Annotated in this window: 19 protein-coding genes; 8 read left to right on the top strand and 11 right to left on the bottom strand. The window is 45.3% G+C overall.

The genetic code is table 11. The features are described from left to right. Window positions 1–216: 216 nt before the first annotated feature. Complete coding sequence (locus tag FHS45_RS11635) at window positions 217–672, top strand: staygreen family protein (RefSeq protein WP_062443462.1); 456 nt, start codon at window positions 217–219, stop codon at window positions 670–672. Here FHS45_RS11635 and FHS45_RS11630 read toward each other — a convergent pair. From FHS45_RS11630 to FHS45_RS11620, 3 genes are all read right to left on the bottom strand, one after another. Beyond that, window positions 626–910, bottom strand: coding sequence for a hypothetical protein (locus tag FHS45_RS11630; RefSeq protein ID WP_062443465.1), 285 nt, complete (start codon window positions 908–910; stop codon window positions 626–628). The two genes, FHS45_RS11635 and FHS45_RS11630, sit on opposite strands and share 47 nt — an antisense overlap. Window positions 911–1256: 346 nt before the next feature. After that, window positions 1257–1394: a hypothetical protein gene (locus FHS45_RS11625; RefSeq protein ID WP_166761411.1), complete on the bottom strand. Its 138-nt coding sequence runs from the start codon at window positions 1392–1394 to the stop codon at window positions 1257–1259. A 68-nt stretch (window positions 1395–1462) separates the two neighbouring features. After that, entirely contained in the window at window positions 1463–2971 is a 1509-nt protein-coding gene (locus FHS45_RS11620; protein ID WP_062443468.1) for a malate:quinone oxidoreductase, read from the bottom strand. 311 nt (window positions 2972–3282) lie between these two features. Here FHS45_RS11620 and modA point away from each other — a divergent pair, with 311 nt between their 5' ends. The 4 genes from modA (at window position 3283) to FHS45_RS11600 (ending at window position 6995) form a co-directional block, all read left to right on the top strand. Then, the gene (gene modA, locus FHS45_RS11615; RefSeq protein ID WP_062443472.1) at window positions 3283–4062 is read left to right on the top strand and encodes a molybdate ABC transporter substrate-binding protein; all 780 of its coding nucleotides are present in this window, start codon (window positions 3283–3285) and stop codon (window positions 4060–4062) included. Next, window positions 4063–4746 (top strand): molybdate ABC transporter permease subunit, encoded by a 684-nt coding sequence (gene modB, locus FHS45_RS11610; RefSeq protein WP_062443474.1) that lies wholly within the window; start codon window positions 4063–4065, stop codon window positions 4744–4746. It abuts the gene before it with no gap. Continuing rightward, window positions 4743–5813, top strand: a complete 1071-nt coding sequence (locus FHS45_RS11605; protein WP_062443475.1) for a sulfate/molybdate ABC transporter ATP-binding protein — start codon at window positions 4743–4745, stop codon at window positions 5811–5813. Before modB ends, FHS45_RS11605 begins: the two co-directional genes overlap by 4 nt. A gap of 276 nt (window positions 5814–6089) precedes the next feature. After that, the gene (locus tag FHS45_RS11600) at window positions 6090–6995 is read left to right on the top strand and encodes a nuclease-related domain-containing protein (RefSeq protein ID WP_062443477.1); all 906 of its coding nucleotides are present in this window, start codon (window positions 6090–6092) and stop codon (window positions 6993–6995) included. A 274-nt stretch (window positions 6996–7269) separates the two neighbouring features. Here FHS45_RS11600 and rlmH read toward each other — a convergent pair whose 3' ends face one another. The 4 genes from rlmH to ltaE all read right to left on the bottom strand — a co-directional run bounded on the left by rlmH (window position 7270) and on the right by ltaE (window position 11864). Then, a complete protein-coding gene (rlmH, locus tag FHS45_RS11595; RefSeq protein ID WP_062443480.1) occupies window positions 7270–7749 on the bottom strand; it encodes a 23S rRNA (pseudouridine(1915)-N(3))-methyltransferase RlmH in 480 nt (159 codons plus the stop codon). Window positions 7750–7909: 160 nt separating this feature from the next. After that, window positions 7910–9163, bottom strand: coding sequence for a S8 family serine peptidase (locus tag FHS45_RS11590; protein WP_062443483.1), 1254 nt, complete (start codon window positions 9161–9163; stop codon window positions 7910–7912). A 145-nt stretch (window positions 9164–9308) separates the two neighbouring features. Continuing rightward, the gene (locus FHS45_RS11585; protein ID WP_062443487.1) at window positions 9309–10559 is read right to left on the bottom strand and encodes a S8 family peptidase; all 1251 of its coding nucleotides are present in this window, start codon (window positions 10557–10559) and stop codon (window positions 9309–9311) included. 282 nt (window positions 10560–10841) lie between these two features. Then, entirely contained in the window at window positions 10842–11864 is a 1023-nt protein-coding gene (ltaE, locus tag FHS45_RS11580) for a low-specificity L-threonine aldolase (protein WP_062443491.1), read from the bottom strand. Between the two features lie 182 nt (window positions 11865–12046). On the opposite strand from ltaE, the gene FHS45_RS11575 reads away from it, so the two are divergent. Beyond that, the gene (locus FHS45_RS11575) at window positions 12047–12922 is read left to right on the top strand and encodes a DMT family transporter (RefSeq protein ID WP_062443495.1); all 876 of its coding nucleotides are present in this window, start codon (window positions 12047–12049) and stop codon (window positions 12920–12922) included. 32 nt (window positions 12923–12954) lie between these two features. On the opposite strand, the gene FHS45_RS11570 is transcribed toward FHS45_RS11575, so the two are convergent. The 3 genes from FHS45_RS11570 to FHS45_RS11560 all read right to left on the bottom strand — a co-directional run bounded on the left by FHS45_RS11570 (window position 12955) and on the right by FHS45_RS11560 (window position 16499). After that, window positions 12955–13590 carry a class D sortase gene (locus FHS45_RS11570; RefSeq protein ID WP_062443500.1) on the bottom strand — a complete coding sequence of 212 codons (636 nt, stop codon included), beginning with the start codon at window positions 13588–13590 and terminating at the stop codon, window positions 12955–12957. Between the two features lie 3 nt (window positions 13591–13593). Further along, complete coding sequence (locus FHS45_RS11565; RefSeq protein WP_279588092.1) at window positions 13594–14589, bottom strand: processed acidic surface protein; 996 nt, start codon at window positions 14587–14589, stop codon at window positions 13594–13596. 149 nt (window positions 14590–14738) lie between these two features. Further along, entirely contained in the window at window positions 14739–16499 is a 1761-nt protein-coding gene (locus tag FHS45_RS11560; protein WP_062443508.1) for a glycoside hydrolase family 3 protein, read from the bottom strand. A 434-nt stretch (window positions 16500–16933) separates the two neighbouring features. Between FHS45_RS11560 and FHS45_RS11555 the strand changes: the two genes are divergently transcribed. Both FHS45_RS11555 and FHS45_RS11550 read left to right on the top strand, forming a co-directional pair. Beyond that, window positions 16934–17131 carry a cold-shock protein gene (locus tag FHS45_RS11555; RefSeq protein ID WP_062443511.1) on the top strand — a complete coding sequence of 66 codons (198 nt, stop codon included), beginning with the start codon at window positions 16934–16936 and terminating at the stop codon, window positions 17129–17131. 187 nt (window positions 17132–17318) lie between these two features. Beyond that, a complete protein-coding gene (locus FHS45_RS11550; protein ID WP_062443514.1) occupies window positions 17319–18737 on the top strand; it encodes an alanine/glycine:cation symporter family protein in 1419 nt (472 codons plus the stop codon). Between the two features lie 104 nt (window positions 18738–18841). Here the strand turns inward: FHS45_RS11550 and FHS45_RS11545 are convergent, their stop codons facing one another. Beyond that, window positions 18842–19678: an MBL fold metallo-hydrolase gene (locus tag FHS45_RS11545; RefSeq protein WP_062443517.1), complete on the bottom strand. Its 837-nt coding sequence runs from the start codon at window positions 19676–19678 to the stop codon at window positions 18842–18844. Window positions 19679–19686: the final 8 nt, after the last annotated feature.

Genomic DNA, 19686 nt, shown 5'->3' with positions numbered 1-19686 from the left:
AAATATTTATCAGGAAACTTGTTCGCCTAATTTTCACCTACTTTCGCCTATATATCGACGCTAATAGTTTAAATACCCTCACTTATCGCCTATTTTCAGCTCATTCCGCCCAAACAGCCCCTCGAACCTCCCTATTATGTCGCCCGGCAATAGGCATTTTCCTTTTACCACGGGAATAATTTTGCCTAAGAAGATTTTTTCGAGAGGAGTGGGGCTTTGAAAAAATTAGATCCTCAGAAACTTTCCGTAGAGTTCCGTGAAGGAGTCACAGCAACCACGCCTACACTGCCAAGGCGCTATACCCTTACACATTCGGACATCACCGCTGAGCTTTTTTTAACTATTGGACGAAATTATGCCTACGATGCCATCAACCCGATGAGGGATGAAGTGCTTGGTGAGTGGATCAATACGGGAGAAGGGTGCTACTATCAGGCGTATGTATTTGTGGACGGTTCCGGTACATTTAACCAGGCTGCCGCTGCTCTGCGTAATACGATATTCAGACGGGAATTGCCACTTGCCCTGCAGGCGATTCGTTATGGCGATCAAAAGTTTTTTGACAGCCATCCTGCATTAAATCACGCACCGCTTTTCGTTCATTTTATTTCTGTAAGCCCACAATTTAATCGAAATGAATTGTGGGGAACGTTTTCCGACTACGAAATTTGAATTTCCCTAACGCCCGCTTCCCTGCCAATTTAGTCGGCCCTCTAATCTCCACAAAACTGTTTTCGTGAGCAAAACCGGCAACCACTTCTGTGCGTGCTATTAGTTTTTCACCAATCCTGCCTCCGTCATTGAACCAGCTACTGTCATAGCTTCCTAAAGCCAATTTGACCACTTTGACAAACGGTAACAGTCCTGCCAGCAGCACAAACCCCAACACAACACTTAATAAATTATCCATCCAATCCCTCCTAAAATAAATTTGGTTATACTAGCTTATTGGCTAAAAAACTTCCATTTCCTTTAATTTCCGTTCATCAAATTCACTGAAAAACCTACAACAGCGCGGCTATTTTTGCCATATGATGTCCGTGTTTTTGAGAAAAGGAAGAAGTTCGTCGCGTTAAGTCAGAAGATGGTGCCGTTAGGGAAGAAGGTACCGGAGTTAGGGCAGAACATTGCTGCGTTAGGGAAGAACCTTGGTCAGTTAGGGCGGACCATGACCTCCGCAGCTATCAACAAAACCAGCGCCGCCCCAATAAAAAAATGCCCGGTCCCACTCTGCAATCAGGCGGGGGGCCAGGCATTCAGTCCTCTAAATCAATCTTCTTTTTCAAAGATTCAGGCATCATCCGGTAGCCTAAACCTTTATACTTGATATCCAATAACGCGGCAGCGACAAAAGCTATTCCAGCGAGTATCCACCAACAGCGACTATCTTTCATTTTATCCGCTCCCTCCACATAAAAAAGGAAGCATAGATAATGCGACTATGCTTCCTCTTGGCTATTTATTAAATCGTATCCGCTAATTTTTGGTCTTCGACAAGCTTCAATGTCCGGTCGGTTGTCGCATTCACTTCATCCAGCAGCTCTGGATTCTCCGATAGCAGCACGCCGTATGAAGGGATCATTTTTTTGATTTTTGGTTTCCAATCTTTTACATGCTGCGGGAAGCATCTTTCAAGCACTTCCAGCATGACAGATACCGCCGTCGATGCACCTGGAGAAGCTCCTAAGAGCGCTGCGATCGAGCCATCTTCTGAAGTGACTACTTCGGTACCGAACTGCAGGGTTCCTTTTCCGCCGGCTTCGGTATCTTTAATAACCTGCACGCGCTGGCCAGCTACCACTAGATCCCAATCTTCGCTCTTCGCGTCCGGGATAAACTTGCGTAATTCTTCCATGCGCTGTTCCTTCGATTGGACCACCTGCTCAATCAGGTATTTGGTCAGGGAAACATTCTTAACTCCTGCTGCCAACATGGTAATAAGGTTATCCGATCGTACGGAGGTCATTAAATCCATCAATGAACCTTGTTTCAGGAACTTCGGTGAAAAGCCGGCAAATGGGCCAAATAATAGCGCTCTTTTACCGTCAATAAACCGCGTATCTAGATGTGGCACTGACATTGGCGGAGCGCCTACTTCCGCTTTGCCGTATACTTTTGCCAAATGCTGTTCGGCAACCTCCGTGTTCTTGCACACCATGAACTGCCCGCTTACCGGGAAGCCGCCGATGTGTTTCGATTCAGGAATACCTGTCTTTTGAAGGAGATGCAGGCTCCCGCCGCCGCCTCCAATGAAGACGAAGTTTGCCGTATGGTATTCGATTTTATCGTTAGCGTGATCAAGTACTTTCACTTCCCAGGAGCCGTCGCTGGTACGTGTAATATCTTCCACGCTATGCTTGTAGTTAACCTTTACATCATTGTGTTCGAGATGGTCAAATATTTTACGAGTTAAAGCGCCAAAATTGACATCTGTGCCGCCATCAATTTTTGTAGCGGCAATAGCCTCATCCGTTGGCCGATTTTTCATGACCAGCGGCATCCATTGCTTCAGCTTTTTAGAATCATCGGTAAATTCCATGTCCCGGAACAATGGATTGTCGGACATCGTTTGGAAACGCTTTTTCAAAAATTCCACATTTTCTTTCCCTCTGACCAGACTCATGTGCGGCAGTGGTACAATGAAATCTCGTGGATTACGAATCAGATTACTGTTTACCAGGTGAGACCAAAATTGCTTGGAGACCTGGAATTGCTCATTAACTTTGATTGCTTTTTGAATATCAATGGAGCCGTCCGGCTTTTCATGCGTATAATTCAGCTCGCACAGCGCTGCATGCCCGGTACCCGCATTATTCCATACGTTCGAGCTTTCCTCTCCTGCACTTTCGAGCTTTTCAAACACGCGAACCTTCCAATCCGGCACCAATTCTTTAAATAGTGACCCTAATGTTGCACTCATGATTCCAGCACCAATTAAGATAACATCTGTTTCCGTATGTTTTTCGCTCATTGTCTTTCAAACTCCCTAAGTTTGCAGAAAAGATGCAGCCAATCCGGCTGATTCCTTCCAGCTGGACAAGGTTTGAGCTGTTTCTACATCTTTTCCAAATATTTTTAATCCCTTAATAGTGTATCATTATTATCACACAATTTAAATATTACCGCTTACATATAGTTATAACTGGAAATAACTTTCCCCTCTTCCACTACATTCATTCTTCCCTATAAAAAAGCGTTATAACATATATCATTGTATATCTTATTACATCGGCTTTATAATGATAATCAGTTATAATAAATGCTTTTAAACAGGAGTAGACCATGATAAAACGCATCGCTTTTTTTATGATCCCTTTTATATTAATAGTCGCTGGATGCAGTAATAGTGATACAGAAGAAAATCAGGATCAGACTGAAATCAAGATTGCTGCTGCATCCGATTTAATACTGGCATTTAAGGAAGCAGGCGATTTGTTTGAGGAAGAAACCGGCACCAAAGTTACGTTCTCTTTTGGCTCGACGGGGCAGCTGGCAGAGCAGATCAGAAATGGGGCTCCTTTTGACGTGTTTGCTGCAGCTGACGTGAAATTCGTGGACACCTTAAAGGAAAGCGGCCTGATTATCCCCGAGACGCAAACAACCTACGCGTTCGGAAGGATTGGAATTTCCACTTTAACGGATTCGTCGGTCTCTGTTCAGACACTGGATGATTTATTGAAACCAGAGGTGAAGAAAGTGGCCATCGCCAACCCCGAGCATGCACCCTATGGACTTGCAGCCAAGCAGGCCCTTGAAAATGCCGGGGTTTGGGAGCAACTTGAGGACAAGCTCGTATACGGACGAAACATTTCCGACACGCTTGCTTATGTGGAATCAGGTAATGCGGAAGCAGGGATCATCGCCCTGTCGCTATACCAGGAAGAAAACATGGACTTTGAGATGATCGATGATGAACTGCATGCTCCGCTTGAGCAGTCGGTTGCTGTTCTGGAACAAACGGACGAAGAAGAAGCGGCAAAACAATTCCTCGATTTTATCAAAGGACCTAAAGGACAGCCAATCATGGAGAGTTACGGCTTTATCGTTCCGGAGGGAAAGTAAATGGCTGAAGGCATTAATTTATTTCCATTATTTTTATCATTTCGAGTAGCTCTCACTGCTACACTGCTCGCATTCCTCATCGGTATTCCTATAGCCTATTTTCTGAACCGCTCCAATGGAAGAATAGCGGATATCATCGATACCTTTCTTACGTTACCGATTGTCCTGCCGCCGACTGTACTCGGTTATTACCTGCTTGTATTATTTGGACGGCAAAGCTCGCTCGGGAGAATGCTGGAGGAGAAATTCGATATTACTATTGTTTTCACGCCAACCGGTGCGGTCATAGCTGCATTGGTTGTTTCGATTCCTTTTTTAATTAAATCAGCGAGATCCGCATTCGCAGGGATCGATCCTTCTCTATTGAACGCGGCACGAGTTTTAGGGAGAACTGAATTCAATATATTTCTGACCATCATCCTACCGCTCGCATGGCGGGGGATTGCTGCCGGCATTACACTTTCATTCGCACGGGCGCTCGGGGATTTTGGGGCGACTTTGATGGTCGCTGGAAGTATTCCTAACGAAACGATGACCATGCCGATCGCTATCTACGACGCATTACTGGCAGGCAACCGAGATTTGGTGAATATTCTCGTCCTGATTATGACAGCCGTATCGATCGCCGTTCTCTATATTATTAACCGTCTGGAAAAGAAACTGAACAAGGGGCAACCATTATGACTGATTCCACTCTGAAAGTTGCGATTACGAAAAAATTGAAACACTTTCAACTAGATGTAGATTTTGAAGTGAAAAAAGGCGTTACTGGCATCATCGGTCCCTCCGGTTGTGGAAAAAGTATGACCTTGCAATGTCTCGCCGGCCTGCAAAAGCCGGATAGCGGGGAAATCCGGTTAGATGATCAGGTCTTTTATCAATCCGATGTCCGAATCAATGTAAAACCAAAAGAGCGTAAAATCGGTTATGTGTTTCAGAATTACGCGCTGTTTCCCCATATGACGGTTGAAGAGAATATCACGTATGGGCTGAAGGGGAAATCCCCCGAGGAGAAAAAACAAAAAGCTTTTGATATGATCGAAAAAGTCCAGCTTGCCGGCCTGGAGGATCACTATCCGGAGCAACTCTCCGGCGGGCAGCAGCAGCGGGTCGCCCTCGCCAGAACGCTGGTGACCGAACCGGAATTACTTTTATTAGACGAACCATTTTCCGCTCTGGATTATCACGTCAAGCATATTCTCGAGCAGGAGCTGATACGAATTTTAGAAGAATATTATACTGGAACGGTGCTGCTTGTCACCCACAATATGGAAGAGGCCTATCGTCTGTGTGACAACCTGATCCTCTACGAGCAAGGGCAAATCGTCCAATCCGGAAAAAAAGAAGACGTATTCCATCGGCCTGCTACTGTCAGTGCAGCACGAATCATAGGCTGCCAGAACCTCTTTCCCGTCCACTCGGTTTCCGAGGCCGGCGACCACCTGGCCTGCAAGGCAGGTGATTTGACTCTGCAAATTCTGAGCCAGCCAGTGCCGGAAGCTGTTGACCATATGGGCATTTACGCCGAGAATATTCATTTTAGAAAAGCAGACGATCATACCGATAACTTGTTTGATTTTACGATTGCGGGAAGGTTAAAAGGCATCCATCGCACAAGCGTCACGATCCACGTGGAAAACACGTTATCCCTGACCGCTTCAGTTCCCAATGAAGAAGTAGACAGCTTGTCACAGGAGGATGTGAAAGTCGAACTCCCGCCAAGTCAATTGTTTCTGTTAGAGTCCCGCTAATCGGCTTGTTAAAGTCCGTTAGATGTATTGAACAGTGCTCTAACGGTTCTAATAGTTGCTATAAAGAACGTTAAATTTGTTAAACAGAGCTCTAATGGGCCTAACGGCTGCTGTATAGAACGTTAGCTTCTATGAAAAGCTTTTCACGGCCATTAGAAGCTTTATAAAGACCTTCCAAAGAAAGCTGGGTAGTCGCTAAAGGTTTTTATAGCTCTCCCAAACAGATTAAAGGTATAATCAGAGAGTACATGATCCCTTTTAGAAAGGAAGAATTGGATGCTTGTCAAAAAACGATCAGAACCTTCTGAAATCAAAGTTCTCGAGGAACTCGATTTACGTATGGGGTTAGCTGAAAAACATAGGAAATACCTGTTTAACTTAAAGAAAGGTTTCGTAGGAGAATCCAGGTTTGATCACCTTTTAGAGGAACTCCACATGGAATGTTATATTTTAAATGATCTCCTGCTCCAAACGAATAACACCACTTTTCAAATTGATACGTTAATGGTAACAGCAAATAAAATCTATTTATACGAAATTAAAAACTTTGAAGGCGATTACTACTATGAATCTGATAAGCTCTTCAAATTTCCTGAGAATGAAATTCTCAATCCAATCCATCAGCTCCAACGAACAGAAACCCTCCTGCGGCAATTGCTCCAGCAACATGGAAGCCCCTTCCCTATCGAATCATTTGTAGTATTTATCAATCCCAATTTCACCTTATACAAGGCTCCCGTAGATAAACCGATCCTATACTTTTCTCAGTTAAAAAAATACTTGCACACCCTAGAAAGTACTTCCAGCCCGATGGAAAAACGACATAGTTCACTCGTTAAAAAACTCCAAGTTCTTCAAATCAATAATTCCCCGTTTCACCAGCTGCCTGCTTACCATTTCCAAGACCTTCGCAAAGGATTTCACTGCGCACAATGCCTTTCATTTTCCACTATCATTGTTGATCGAACATGCATCTGCAACGCTTGTGGTCATCGGGAAAGATCAGCTGATACCTTGCTCCGAACCATTCAAGCCTTCCAGTTACTGTTTCCTGAAGAGAAGCTTACCACCAGCCGTATTTACCAGTGGTTTGGAGGAATTGTCACTAATAGAAGAATCCAACGTTCCCTCGCTAAAAACTTCGTAACCGTGGGTAACGGTAAATGGACTTACTATATATAGCAAAATAGATGGTATAAAGACCGTCAGCACTGACAAAAAATTTGCAGACAGTCATAAGCCTATCTATAATAACCGTTAACGTAATTAAATCATCTCCGAAAGGTCTTTATACCCCTGCTTAAGACCATTAAAATCCCAATCCCTTACCTGGATGGTCATTAAAGCCCCCTAAAGACCGTTAAAAGAACACTTCTATGCTGGGATAGACATAAAACGTCAGCCTCTACTCACAAAAATCCACTTATCACCAGGATAAGGGGAGGATCCGTCCAGCCTACTTATGATAAGGCTCATTCCGGTTGATTTTAAAAGCACGATAGATCTGCTCGACCAAGATTAAGCGTATCAACTGATGAGGAAACGTCATTTTTGAAAAAGACAAGCCCAGGTCGCTCCTTTGCACCACCTCATCACTCAACCCAAGCGATCCACCGATCACGAAAGCGACTTTGCTTTTTCCGTAGGTGGCGAGGTCGTCCAATCTCTTAGCAAGTTTCTCCGATGTCAGCATCTGGCCCGCAATCTCCAAAGTAATGACATAACTATCCGGGTTGATCTTAGCCAAAATGCGCTCGCCCTCTTTTTTCTTCACTTCTGTCATATCGGCTTCGCTCAAGTTTTCCGGTGCTTTTTCGTCAGCAACCTCAACTATATCAACGGAAGCATAGGGGCCGAGGCGTTTGACGTATTCCTGGATGCCCTGCTTCAAGTATTTTTCCTTTAATTTTCCAACAGTGACAATAGTAATTTTCATAAAAATAAATTCCTCCGTACAAAGGTGTTTCTTCTATACTACCATACTCGCCCACAACAAAAACGGACGCACCAAGGGCGTCCGTTTTTGCTCTCATGTATTGTAGGGGGTCACACAAGAATATCTACAAAGATGCAAAGGGAGCATCTTGTATTCCAAATTAGTTAACTTTCGGGAAACCGAAACCAGACGCATAGTCGTCTCCTGAAGCTGCTCCGATTCCTCCAAGAATGTCATTAGCTGTTGCACGGCTTTGCAGCTCAGCGCGCAGGTCAGCATTGCTTAGTCCAGGATTTTCTGCCCAAACTTTTGCTGCCAGACCGGAAATGTGCGGCGTAGCCATGGATGTACCACTGATCGTGTTATAGCCGCCATCGTACCAAGTGGATTCGATTGCTGCACCTGGTGCGGATACTTCTACATCAAGGCGGTCGATTTCATAGTCACCGTCTGTATCTGGGTTACCGCGGGAAGAGAAATCAGCTACACGGTACGTGCCGTTCTCTTGTGTATTTTCAAGGGCTGCTACAGCTACTGCACCTTGCAATCCACCTGGAAAACCGATCGTGTTAGCATCTGGACCGGAGTTTCCGGCAGCTGCGACAACCAGTGCACCTTGACTGTTTGCATAGTTGACAGCATCTGTAACCAGGCTGCTTTCAGAACTTGCACCAAGAGACATGGAAATGACAACATTCACACCTTGCGCCTGACCTTCACCTGCCGCATGTTCGATCGCATTTGCGATATCGTCCATGTAGCCAGATCCACGGTCATTCAATACTTTGTAAGCCCAAAGGTCAGCATCTGGAGCTACTCCATAAACACCAAGTGCATCAACACCGCCATCAGCAAGTACTGTACCTGCTACGTGGGTGCCATGGCCGTTTTTATCGTTACAAGTCCCGTCAATTAGAGGGGAGCGCATTTGGCTGAAATCTTTACATTGTTCAAAGCTGTTAACCAAGTCCACATGTTCTGCAACCCCAGTATCAAGAACAGCTACCCGGATGTTGTCCCCGCCATCTGTTGTTGCGATGGAATCATCATTATAGATGGCTTCCATACCCCATGGAGTCTGGTCAGAAGGCAATCCACTGCGCTCACCAGTATTTTGTGGTTTGGCATCAAGTGAAACCTTTTCTACTTCAGAGACTTCATAATTCTTATTGTTCTGTAACGCCTCGAACTGTTTACGATTCACATTTGTTGTAAATCCTTTTTCACCAAAAGCATGTCTTACGCCATAATTTTCTTTCGCTTTTTCTTCCGCATTGTCATTTACGGCGTTGATCAATACACGAATCTGCTCCTGTGTCGTAACTTTTTCATCCGTGGGTTGTGCAAAAGCACTGATTGCGAATACGGACATCAGCAATAGCGCAGTTGTCACGGAAAAGAATAGTTTTTTCATCATCATCCGCCTTTTTCTAAGTATTTTTATTAGATTCATAGTTTTACTTTCGGAATATTTCGATATTTATCATTCTAGCATAGCCGCTTCCTGATTTTATTGAGCAGGAAGGTGCAATTAGCTAGGTAAAATCGTCTATTTTCCATTACTGAGCTAGTGGAAAACCGAATCCGGACGCATAGTCGTCGCCTTCCGCGGCACTTGTACCGCCCAGAATATCATTAGCTGTCGCACGATTTTGCAATTCAGCTCGGAGATCCGTGTTGCTCAGTCCAGGGTTTTCTGCCCAGATTTTTGCAGCTAAACCGGATACATGCGGAGTTGCCATGGATGTACCGCTGATCGTGTTATAACCACCGTCATTCCAAGTGGACGCAATCGCTGCGCCTGGAGCAGAAAGTTCTACATCGCGCTCCTGGATGATATAGTCACCAGCAGTGGCCGGGTTTCCGCGAGAGGAAAAGTCAGCAACACGATAGGTCCCGCTTTCCTGAACATCCTCTAATGCAGCAACTGCAATCGCGTTTTCAACAGCACCTGGGTAGCCAATAGTGTCTTCGCCATCGCCATCGTTGCCGGCAGCCGCTACAACAAGCGCCCCGTTATTGTAGGCGTAGTTGACAGCTTCCGTAATGAGGCTATCTTCACCACTTGATCCAAGTGACATAGAAATGACTACTTTTACACCTTGTTCCTGACCCTGGTCGGCCGCGTGACGGATCGCATTTGCGATATCATCAGAAAAGCCCATACCCAAGTCACCTAAGACTTTATAAGCCCACAACTTCGCATCAGGAGCGACACCAAAGATACCTTCTCCATCAGCTCCGCCATCCGCAAGAACAGTTCCAGCGACATGAGTCCCATGTCCATTAATATCGTTACAGGAGCCGTCTACACGGGAAAAGAAGAATCTGCTGAAATCCTTACATTGTTCCACGTTCTCTTCAAGGTCGACGTGATCGGTTTTGGAACCAGTATCAAGGACAGCTACACGGATATCGTCCCCGCCGTCCGTGGCAGTAATAGAATCATCGTTATAGATGGCTTCCATGCCCCAAGGGGTTTGATCAGAAGGGGTAGAGCTACGTTCACCCGTAGCTTGCGGCTGGTTCACTAAAGAGACTTTGTCCACTTTAGTAACGTTGAGGTTCTTATTCTTTTGCAATGCTTCATATTGTTGCTCTGTCACATTGGTCGAAAAACCTTGCTTGCCGAAGTCGTGTCGGACATCATACTTTTCCTTCGCTTGGTTTTTCGCCTGTTCATTCGTTGACTCAATCAATACACGCACCCAGTCATTTCCGTTTTCTTTCTCCGGAGATGCAAAGGCACTGACGGCAAACAGCGTCACCATCAATATGGTAGTCGTTAACGTAAAAAATGCCTTTTTCATTAACGCATGCCTCCCATTTATATTTTTGCAATAGATCGGCTGTTTTTTCGACAACCCCCTTTATTCAGAAAATTTGGTCTATTGCGTTGAATTTGATTGTAGCACAGGTTTTCAGGGGATTGATTGAGTAAGAGGAAGCAAATATATAGTTCTATATAACTATTTTGTTAAAATTTTTCGACATTTTATATAGAAATACTTGGATTATCATTGAATCTTTTGCCCTAATGTACAAAAAGAAACTGCCTGCTCCATATGGAGAAAACAGTTTCCCATTACGAATCAATTCACCAGTTGATTAACCTTCGTCAGGACAGATTCGATATCTTCTTCTGTAATGTGATAATTGGTAACAAACCGCACAGTATGAGCGCCAAATGGAACCGCTAAAATCCCCTCCGCTCTCAAGGCATCCAAAAACTGTTCTGCCGTATAGCCCGCACGCTTCGTATTGACCAGGATAATATTGGTTTCCACTTCATTTTCCACGGTCAACCCATCGAGCTCAGCAAGACCAGCAGCAAGCTTCTCCGCATGTTGATGATCTTCCACCAGCCGTTCTGTCATTTCATTCAAAGCGACTAATCCCGGTGCTGCCACAATACCGGACTGCCGAAGCCCGCCTCCAAGACGCTTTCGCCACTTTCTTGCCTGCTTAATAAAATCAGCAGAACCGGCGATAATCGAGCCCACAGGCGCTCCAAGTCCTTTCGACAAACAGAACTGCACGGTATCCGTTAATGCTGCATAGCGGTCTACCGAGATACCGGTCGCTGCTGCCGCATTGAACAACCGCGCACCATCAAGATGAATCGGAATGTGGTGCTCCCTGGCAATTTGAGCAATTGTTTTCATATTTTCTAAAGGCAGTACAGCACCACCCGCTTTGTTGTGGGTATTTTCCAGGCAAATAAGGCCGGTTTCCGGAAAATGAATGTCCTCACCGCGGATCGCCGAAGCCACATCTGCCGGGGACATCGCTCCCCTCTCTCCCTTGATCGTCCGCGGCTGCACACCTGCCAGCGCAGACATCGCCGCTCCTTCATAGACAAACAGATGGGCATCCTGCTCAAGGATCACTTCATCGCCTGGCTTGCAGTGGGTCAGGATGGCAATTTGATTGCCCTGGGTGCCGCTTGTTACAAAAAGCGCTGCATCTTTTCCCAGCATTTCCGCTGCCCGCTCCTCGAGCTTATTTACCGTCGGATCTTCTTCATATACATCATCGCCGACTTCCGCTTCATAGGCCGCCTGCCTCATCGCTTCTGTCGGTTTCGTTACTGTATCACTCCGCAAATCGATCATCGCCATTCCTCCAACTTGTTTCTTTTAGTAAAAGTGTACTAGATTACCAGATTGTTTACCAAAACGAAGCACTTTTCTGAATCATTGGATTGGTAAGCAAGTAACTTTTCCAATGGTTAATTTTGTATTAGGATGGTTAGAGTGTGTAACATCTTTAACTATTCACCGATGGAGGAAACTTTATGAAAGATCGAAATAAAGGAATCCTGTTATTGCTTATTTCTGCGTTTGGATTTTCAGTCATGGCGGCGTTCGTCAAGCTGTCAGGCGATTTGCCAACCGTGCAGAAAACCTGGTTCAGAAACGTCATATCTGTTATGATTTCATTCGCTTTTGTCATGTATTATAGAGAAAGCTTGTTTGGGAAAAAGGAAAACCAGAAGTACCTGCTCCTGCGGTCTGCGATGGGTACACTCGGCATGGTGCTGTTTTTCTATTCAATCGATGAACTCGTGCTATCCGATGCGGACATGCTGAATAAATTAAGTCCGTTTTTGACGATTATTTTCTCTGCCATTTTCCTGAAAGAGCGGGTCCAACTGTTCCAAATGGTGGCGATCATTATTGCATTCGTCGGAACGCTATTTATTATCAAGCCGCAATTTTCGGTGGATATCTTGCCTTATTTAGGCGGGATACTTGGGGCCGTGTTCGCCGCCGGAGCATATACGATGCTGCGACTTCTCGGTAATAAAGAAAAATTCTATACGGTCGTCTTCTATTTTTCCTTTTTCACCACGATGTCCCTGCTGCCCTTTGTGATCATTTTCTGGGAGCCAATGACCATGCAGCAGTTGATCTACCTGCTGTTAGCAGGCGTATTTGCGACGATGGGCCAATTCGGTATTACCGTTGCTTATAAGTTCGCACCAGCCAAGGAAATCTCGATTTTCTTCTATTCTACCGTGGTCTTTTCCACGCTGATCAGTATCGTCGTCATCAAACAGGTGCCCGACTTCATGAGCATCATAGGATACATCGTTATCTTCGGGGCATTGTTCTATATGTTCATCAAAAACAATCAGCTCGACAAGAAATATCAGGAAAAACAAAGCTAAAACGGCGGTCCTTAGGAAGGACACGCCGTTTTTTATTTTTCACTCTCTATTAAATCTGCTATTAAGATGTACCTATCCGGTGCAGAACCAATGAAGTCGAATGGGTAACAGGTAGATACAGTCAACGTAGCTTTGGGTTTTGGAACAATCACAGTACGATCGTCCTGATCAACAATTCTCACTTTCCTTACGCGATACGTGAACGCACCCGCTTCTGTTCTGACAGTCAATTCATCTCCGACGCCTACTTCACCCAGCCGCCGGAACACCGTATCCCGGTGTCCGGAAAGGACGGTGTTATCCTGCTCCCCTGGCAGCACGCTGCCAGCGAAGTGCCCGACACCTCTTTCTAATTCATCCTCATCCGTACCATGATAGATCGGCAGGCTTGTATAGAGCTTTGGAATAATCAGCTCACCCATATGGTCCCCCACCTCAGGAATAGACTCGTATAGCGACTGATTGTAACGGCTGGCCGTTTCTTTGACGGTCAGCTTCGTTTCCTTTTCTCCTGCAACCTGCACTGTATCTGCACTGGTTTTAAAAAGGTAGTAACCTTTCAAAAAAGGGTAGGCATTCGTGCTGGTGAACCATAACCCGAAAGCAATCAGCCCAACTCCTGTCAGCAGCAACGCCAGTCTCTTGTTACGGGCCCTTCTGGTTCCCATTTCCTATGCACCCTGTCTGCGAGAGCGGCGAATGGCCCAGACACCAAATCCCATTACACTTAAACCAATCAGCATATTAGTAAGGTAGCCTCCGTCTGTGTCAGGAAGCTTTCCTCCTTTAACTGTTTTAACCACAGATTCAGCAGCATTTTCCTGTTTTTTTACCGCAGGTTTGTCCGCTGTTGATTTACTTTCAGCTGCCTGTTCAACAGCCGGGAGATCTTTCGCCGTTTCTTTCAACAGGTCAGAACCGAACATATTACCAGTCAAAATAAAATCTGCTAAAAATTCACCTTGAAAGTTGTAGAGTTCCACACGGAGATCGTAGCCCTCTGCGTCTGTCATCTGCAGCAAATCTGCCAGAGTGACAGCCTTTTCTTCTCCGCTTGTCACCAGGAAGAACTTCGCCTCCATTTCAAACAGATCAAGCATTTCCTGCATGATGGACAGCAGCTCGGCAATTTGCTCCGCAGACAACTCCGTTGCTGTTTCAAAATCTTCAAAAGCCATCAGACGGGCGTATAGCGCATCCATACTAGCTTCCATTGACTCAAAATCCAGACTTTCCATATGGAGGAATAACCGGTTCAGCTCGTCCTCTGTCAATCCAAACTCCTGGAACAGCTCGTCGAAATTAATATCCACCGTCTCTTCGATTAAAAAGAACTCGATATCCTCAATAAACGTATAGTCCGCAACGGTTTCCCCATATTCAGACAGGATGGCATCAAGCTCCTGACGGGTAAGACCATAAGTGTCTAATAATTCTTGCAGACTTTCTTCCGTTATGATGGGACCAAGAAATTCTTTTAATTCTTCCATCGTTTCAAAATCACTGATCTGTAAATCGTAATACTCCCATAGATAAGTGTCTAACTCCGCCTCTGTCCACTGAAGCTCGGTAAGATACGTATCCAACTCTCCTTGTTTTATTGCTGCAAAACTAGTACCTGGAAAACTACTGACCAACATGACAACAGCGAAAACCAGTGACAGCAACCTTTTCAATCGTCATCTTCCTCTACAAATTAATAATTACTAGATAATTATAAGCGAGAAAGATTGAAAAAGGATACAACTATTTGCAGGTCAAAATATAAAGTTTTTTCCGTACAAACGGTACCAAATGTCATTTGCTAGAACAATGGTCATTCATAGGATAAGCCTGATCCCATTGGGAATAGTCCTTCAATATTCACCGGCAGCTTACCGCCAGGATTTTCACCAAAGATGACATCTACAGCACCTGTCCAAGCCGTAGGGTTCGCTGTACCCCAGCGATCCAATGCATAAGAGGCCAGATATGCATCTACTTCCGGAATTTCTTTAATATCATAAGGGAGACCAAGTGAAACGACGGCCACTGGCTTACCAGTCTCACGCAGCGCTTGTACCAGGTTCACTTGTCCTTCCGGCAGGACGCTTGCGGAATACGTAGGAACGATGATCCGATCGGCATCCTCGGCCAATTCCACAGCCTGTCCAATTTCTGATTCACTTGGATCAGCACTGGAGGAACTCCAGGTAGAAACGTCTCCTTCAGACTTCTCCCTGACCTTTTCTCCTATTTGATTAATATAGGTTGTTCCGGCAACCAATGTTGTCTCTTGGGATTGATTATCAAAAGGGAGCACGCCGTCATTTTTTAATAACGTCATCGAGTTGATTGCTATGTCAGATGCTGCCTCTTTATGAGCAGGTGTCTGGGTTATTTCCACTGCATCTTCAGGGTCTACCGTACGTTCTTCAAATAAATTGTATTTAAACTTTTTAGCCAAAATCCGCTCCAGCGCTTCATGCACCCGCTGCCTGGTGATTTCGCCTGTCTGATAAGCTTCATAAAGTGCATTGAAGGTTTCCAGCTGATCCTCCTGGTTTCCAGTCGCCATGATAATATCGGCACCGGCATTGATTGCAAGAACAGCAGCGTTACCCGCTCCCCAATTGTCATCAATAGCTTTCATGCTCATCGCATCTGTTACGATCAACCCATCAAAGCCCATTTCATCCCTTAAAAGGTCTGTGAGAACTTTTTTGGATAACGTAGCAGGAAGCTCTGGGTCGATGGCATCGATAATGACATGGGCGGTCATAATGGAATCCGTCCCAGCATCTATCGCTGCCTGGAATGGAGGCAGATGGACTTCATCTAAGGTATCACGATCATACGTAACCTGTGCCAGCCCATAATGGGAATCAACACTGGTGTCGCCATGGCCAGGAAAATGCTTAGCCGAAGCCATGACCCCTTCTTTCTGATTTCCAATGACTTGCGCAGCGGTCATATCCGCTACCAAGTCTGTGTCTTCTCCAAAAGAGCGAACCCCAATCACCGGGTTCTTCGGATTGGTATTCACATCGGCGACAGGAGAGTAGTTCCAATTGAAGCCCATTGCTCTTGCTTCTTTACCCGTAATGCTGGAGACAAGTTCAGCATATTCCAGGCTGTCCGTCGCCCCTATTCCCATTTGTCTTGGAAATGTAGTGGCGTCTTGAGGAACGCGTTGAGACGCACCATATTCCAGATCAGCAGAAATAATCAAAGGAATCGCCTTTTCTGTTTCCTCGGCCCACTCCTGCAACTTATTGTTGTAGGCGGCCTGGTGATCCGCTGTACGTTTTCCATATACGATTACGGAACCCGCTTTATACTCCTGAATCGCCTGTTTGGTAAATTCATTCGGCATACCTGACCCATCGTCGAAGGTAGAAGGCATTACCAGCTGGCCGATTTTTTCCCTATCCGTCATTTGAGCGATCATCCGCTTAATCATTCCTTTTTGTGCCTTTTCTGATTGTGTCTCTGGATGCAGGAATTGCTCTTTCTGACTTGTCTTAGCAGTAGCGGCAGGAATCAAAAGTGAAAATACAAGCATGAAACAACTGAGTGAAGCTAGTATTTTTTTCAATTTGAAGACCTCCATTCTCTTAGTAAAGACAATTCTCCAGCGGTAAGGCTCCCCTCCTTTACGACTAATTAAGGCTTAGAATACCAATTTTGCAGCATAGACGTCTATACCAGCGTGCGATAAATGTTAAATTCATACAATTATCGCATTGCGAATTCCCTAATGAAACTTGGAAAACTATGACTAATGGATGAATCCCTTGCTGGATGGGACTTTATAATAAAATTAATCTAAACTCCTCAAAAAATGTCGGAATCGCACTAATACAAAAGTTTTTTGGCGGATTGCTTGCTTTTCCTAAGCCCAGGTGCTATGATTAGAGCACTTATTATTGTTCGGATATGAGTGAAAGAAGAAAAATGTTTTCGTCTTGAATGAATATGAAGAGCAAGAAGAGTAATACAAAGTGGCACAGCCACACAGGAGGAATTACCATGGTAGAAGGTACAGTAAAATGGTTTAACGCAGAAAAAGGTTTCGGTTTCATCGAAGTAGAAGGACAAGACGATGTATTCGTTCACTTCTCTGCTATTCAAGGCGAAGGCTTCAAAACTCTTGAAGAAGGTCAAGCAGTAACTTTCGATATCGAAGAAGGTCAACGTGGACCTCAAGCTGCTAACGTTCAAAAATAATTGACGTTACAAAAAGGACTCCAATATGGGGTCCTTTTTTTGTGCTTGTAATCCCTCTCCCTCCCGAACATCATCCTCTTCCTTCCAAGTAAATCCCCCTAAATTACTGGGATATTTGTTACGCTTTACCAATTAAGAAATCGGGTAAGCAATAAATAATTACCGACAACCTGGAAGGAGCTTACCTATGGAAAACCTGATGTCCTTGATTGAAACAGGGGTAGCTGATATTTCTAACTTCCTCTGGACCTACGTATTAGCTATTATTCTCATTATCGGCGGTATATTTTTAACCGTTCAACTCAAGTTTTTCCAATTCCGTTTTTTCGGCCATGTACTCCAGCGTACGGTCGGCCAGATTTTTAAGAAAAATAAACACGAAGGTACCATCACGCCGTTTCAGGCATTTACCTCAGCTCTTGCTTCCACTGCAGGAGCTACCAACATCGTCGGGGTCCCGCTCGCCATTGCGATGGGCGGACCGGGCGCACTATTCTGGATGTGGATGGTCGCCTTGATCGGAATGGCTACCCGCTATTCTGAAATCCTTCTCGGATTGAAATACCGGGAACTGAATAAAGAAGGGGTCTGGGTTGGCGGACCACAATATTACATCAAAAAGGGACTCGGGTGGAACAAAATCGCGGCCTTATTCGCCTTTTTCCTTATGATTGAAATTATTCCAAGTGTCATGGTCCAGTCCAATTCCATTACCACCCAAGTCGAAGGAGCTTTTGGCTGGCCCGCCTGGATAACCGGAATAGCCATCACCATCCTGATTGGTATCATTGTTTTTGGCGGCATCAAACGAATCGGTAAGGTGACCGATAAACTCGTTCCATTCATGGTGATTTCCTATTTACTTATCTGTTTTATCGTTATTTTTGCCAATATCGAAACGATCCCAAGTGTTTTCGGATTGATTTTCGCCCACGCCTTTACTCCTATTTCCGCTGCCGGCGGTTTTGCCGGTGCTGGGATTGCTCAGGCGCTTCGCTGGGGAATTGCCCGTGGCCTTTACTCCAATGAAGCCGGGCTAGGAACGGGACCCGTTGCCCATGCGGCCGCTCAGACCGATCATCCGAGTAAACAGGCACTGTGGGGAATTTTCAGTGTCTTCGTCGATACCATTGTCATTTGTACCGTAACCGGCCTGACCGTACTCACCTCTGGTGCCTGGAAAGAGATCGGTTCCGATAACTCCGCCAACATGGTCAACGTAGCCTTCGGGGATGTATTCGGCGAGCAATTCGGCGGAGCTTTTGTGGCTATTTTCTTATTGTTCTTCGTCTTCACTACGGTAAGTGTCGTGATTTTCTTTGGAGAAAAACAGGCAGAGTACTTGTTTGGCCTGAAATTTTCAAAGGGCATGCGGATCGTCTATGTGATTTCCATCTACCTCGGTGCAATCGGTGGTCTGCAGTTCGTATGGCAGTTTCTTGATTTACTGCTGGCTGCTGTCGTCGTTTTCAACATTATCCCTGTGTTGTTCATGTATAGAGATATCAAGGCGATCACAGAGGATTATATCGAGCGGATTTACCGGGGGAAAGGCGGAAATCCTAAGGTAAAATTATTCACCGACGAAGCCAGAGGTTCCAAATGAAATAAAAGCCAGGAATTTATTCATGATATATTTGCGACTTTTTCAATATATTTGATACTGAGAGATATTCTCACAAAAAATAAGCCGGGGCGCTATGTCCCGGCTTATTTGTCGTCATTATCCACGAATCTTCCATGATGAGGGATGGCAATCGTATCAAATTCGCGATTCAGTTTTGCCAAATTCTCGGTCAATTCATCTCCGGTCATCGGATATCCATGACCAGTGACTGCCAAATTGGGCTTCAACGCTTCAAGCTTCCGAACAGATTCCCATGCGGTATCCCAGTCTGTTGTCAGATAACGCGGCGGGCCGCTGATTTCCTGTTCCTGGGTCAGCACTTTAAATAAATATTCCTGCTTTACGGTAATAAAAGCGTCTCCGACAATCAGCGAACGGTCCGACTCTCGGAAGAAAGAGACATGCCCCTGTGTGTGACCCGGGGTATGGACCCATTGCCAGCCCGGCATATGCGGCACACTGCCATCAGCAGGGAGGGGATGCACATGTGAGCCAAGGTCGATTCCTTCATTCGGAAACATGCGGGACATTTTAGCTACCATTCCGCCTTCGACACTTGTATCAGGCTCTGGGTAATCCATTTCACCGGTGAGATAAGGCATCTCCAACTCATGGGCATATACTGGTACATCCCAATGCTCCACTAGCTCTTCTACTGCACCCACGTGATCAAAGTGACCGTGCGTAAGGATAATTGCTTTCGGCTTGTTATTTTCACCATATAACTCCTGAGCCGTCGCTAGTATGTCATCTGCCGATTTCGGCATGCCGGCATCGACAAGCACCCAATCGTGCGGATGAACGGGACTTCCCACAAAGCAAACGTTGACCACTTGGATAGGAAGACAATGTATATCTGGCGTTAAAGGCTGTTCAATCCCACTGGAAACCGATGTGACAGGTATCAATCGATCCTTCATTAAAATTA

It is taken from the genome of Thalassobacillus devorans (assembly GCF_011761345.1).
Classification (GTDB): domain Bacteria; phylum Bacillota; class Bacilli; order Bacillales; family Halobacillaceae; genus Thalassobacillus; species Thalassobacillus devorans.
Note: the sequence above shows the minus strand (reverse complement) of the source record. Positions and strands in the feature narration are given on the sequence as shown.

Coding starts and splice junctions, on each gene's coding strand:
- FHS45_RS11630 (WP_062443465.1), bottom strand. CDS start 910: ATGGATAATTTATTAAGTGTTGTGTTGGGGTTTGTGCTGCTGGCAGGA.
- FHS45_RS11625 (WP_166761411.1), bottom strand. CDS start 1,394: ATGAAAGATAGTCGCTGTTGGTGGATACTCGCTGGAATAGCTTTTGTC.
- FHS45_RS11620 (WP_062443468.1), bottom strand. CDS start 2,971: ATGAGCGAAAAACATACGGAAACAGATGTTATCTTAATTGGTGCTGGA.
- modA (WP_062443472.1), top strand. CDS start 3,283: ATGATAAAACGCATCGCTTTTTTTATGATCCCTTTTATATTAATAGTC.
- modB (WP_062443474.1), top strand. CDS start 4,063: ATGGCTGAAGGCATTAATTTATTTCCATTATTTTTATCATTTCGAGTA.
- FHS45_RS11605 (WP_062443475.1), top strand. CDS start 4,743: ATGACTGATTCCACTCTGAAAGTTGCGATTACGAAAAAATTGAAACAC.
- FHS45_RS11600 (WP_062443477.1), top strand. CDS start 6,090: ATGCTTGTCAAAAAACGATCAGAACCTTCTGAAATCAAAGTTCTCGAG.
- rlmH (WP_062443480.1), bottom strand. CDS start 7,749: ATGAAAATTACTATTGTCACTGTTGGAAAATTAAAGGAAAAATACTTG.
- FHS45_RS11590 (WP_062443483.1), bottom strand. CDS start 9,163: ATGAAAAAACTATTCTTTTCCGTGACAACTGCGCTATTGCTGATGTCC.
- FHS45_RS11585 (WP_062443487.1), bottom strand. CDS start 10,559: ATGAAAAAGGCATTTTTTACGTTAACGACTACCATATTGATGGTGACG.
- ltaE (WP_062443491.1), bottom strand. CDS start 11,864: ATGATCGATTTGCGGAGTGATACAGTAACGAAACCGACAGAAGCGATG.
- FHS45_RS11575 (WP_062443495.1), top strand. CDS start 12,047: ATGAAAGATCGAAATAAAGGAATCCTGTTATTGCTTATTTCTGCGTTT.
- FHS45_RS11570 (WP_062443500.1), bottom strand. CDS start 13,590: ATGGGAACCAGAAGGGCCCGTAACAAGAGACTGGCGTTGCTGCTGACA.
- FHS45_RS11555 (WP_062443511.1), top strand. CDS start 16,934: ATGGTAGAAGGTACAGTAAAATGGTTTAACGCAGAAAAAGGTTTCGGT.
- FHS45_RS11550 (WP_062443514.1), top strand. CDS start 17,319: ATGGAAAACCTGATGTCCTTGATTGAAACAGGGGTAGCTGATATTTCT.
- FHS45_RS11545 (WP_062443517.1), bottom strand. CDS start 19,678: ATGAAGGATCGATTGATACCTGTCACATCGGTTTCCAGTGGGATTGAA.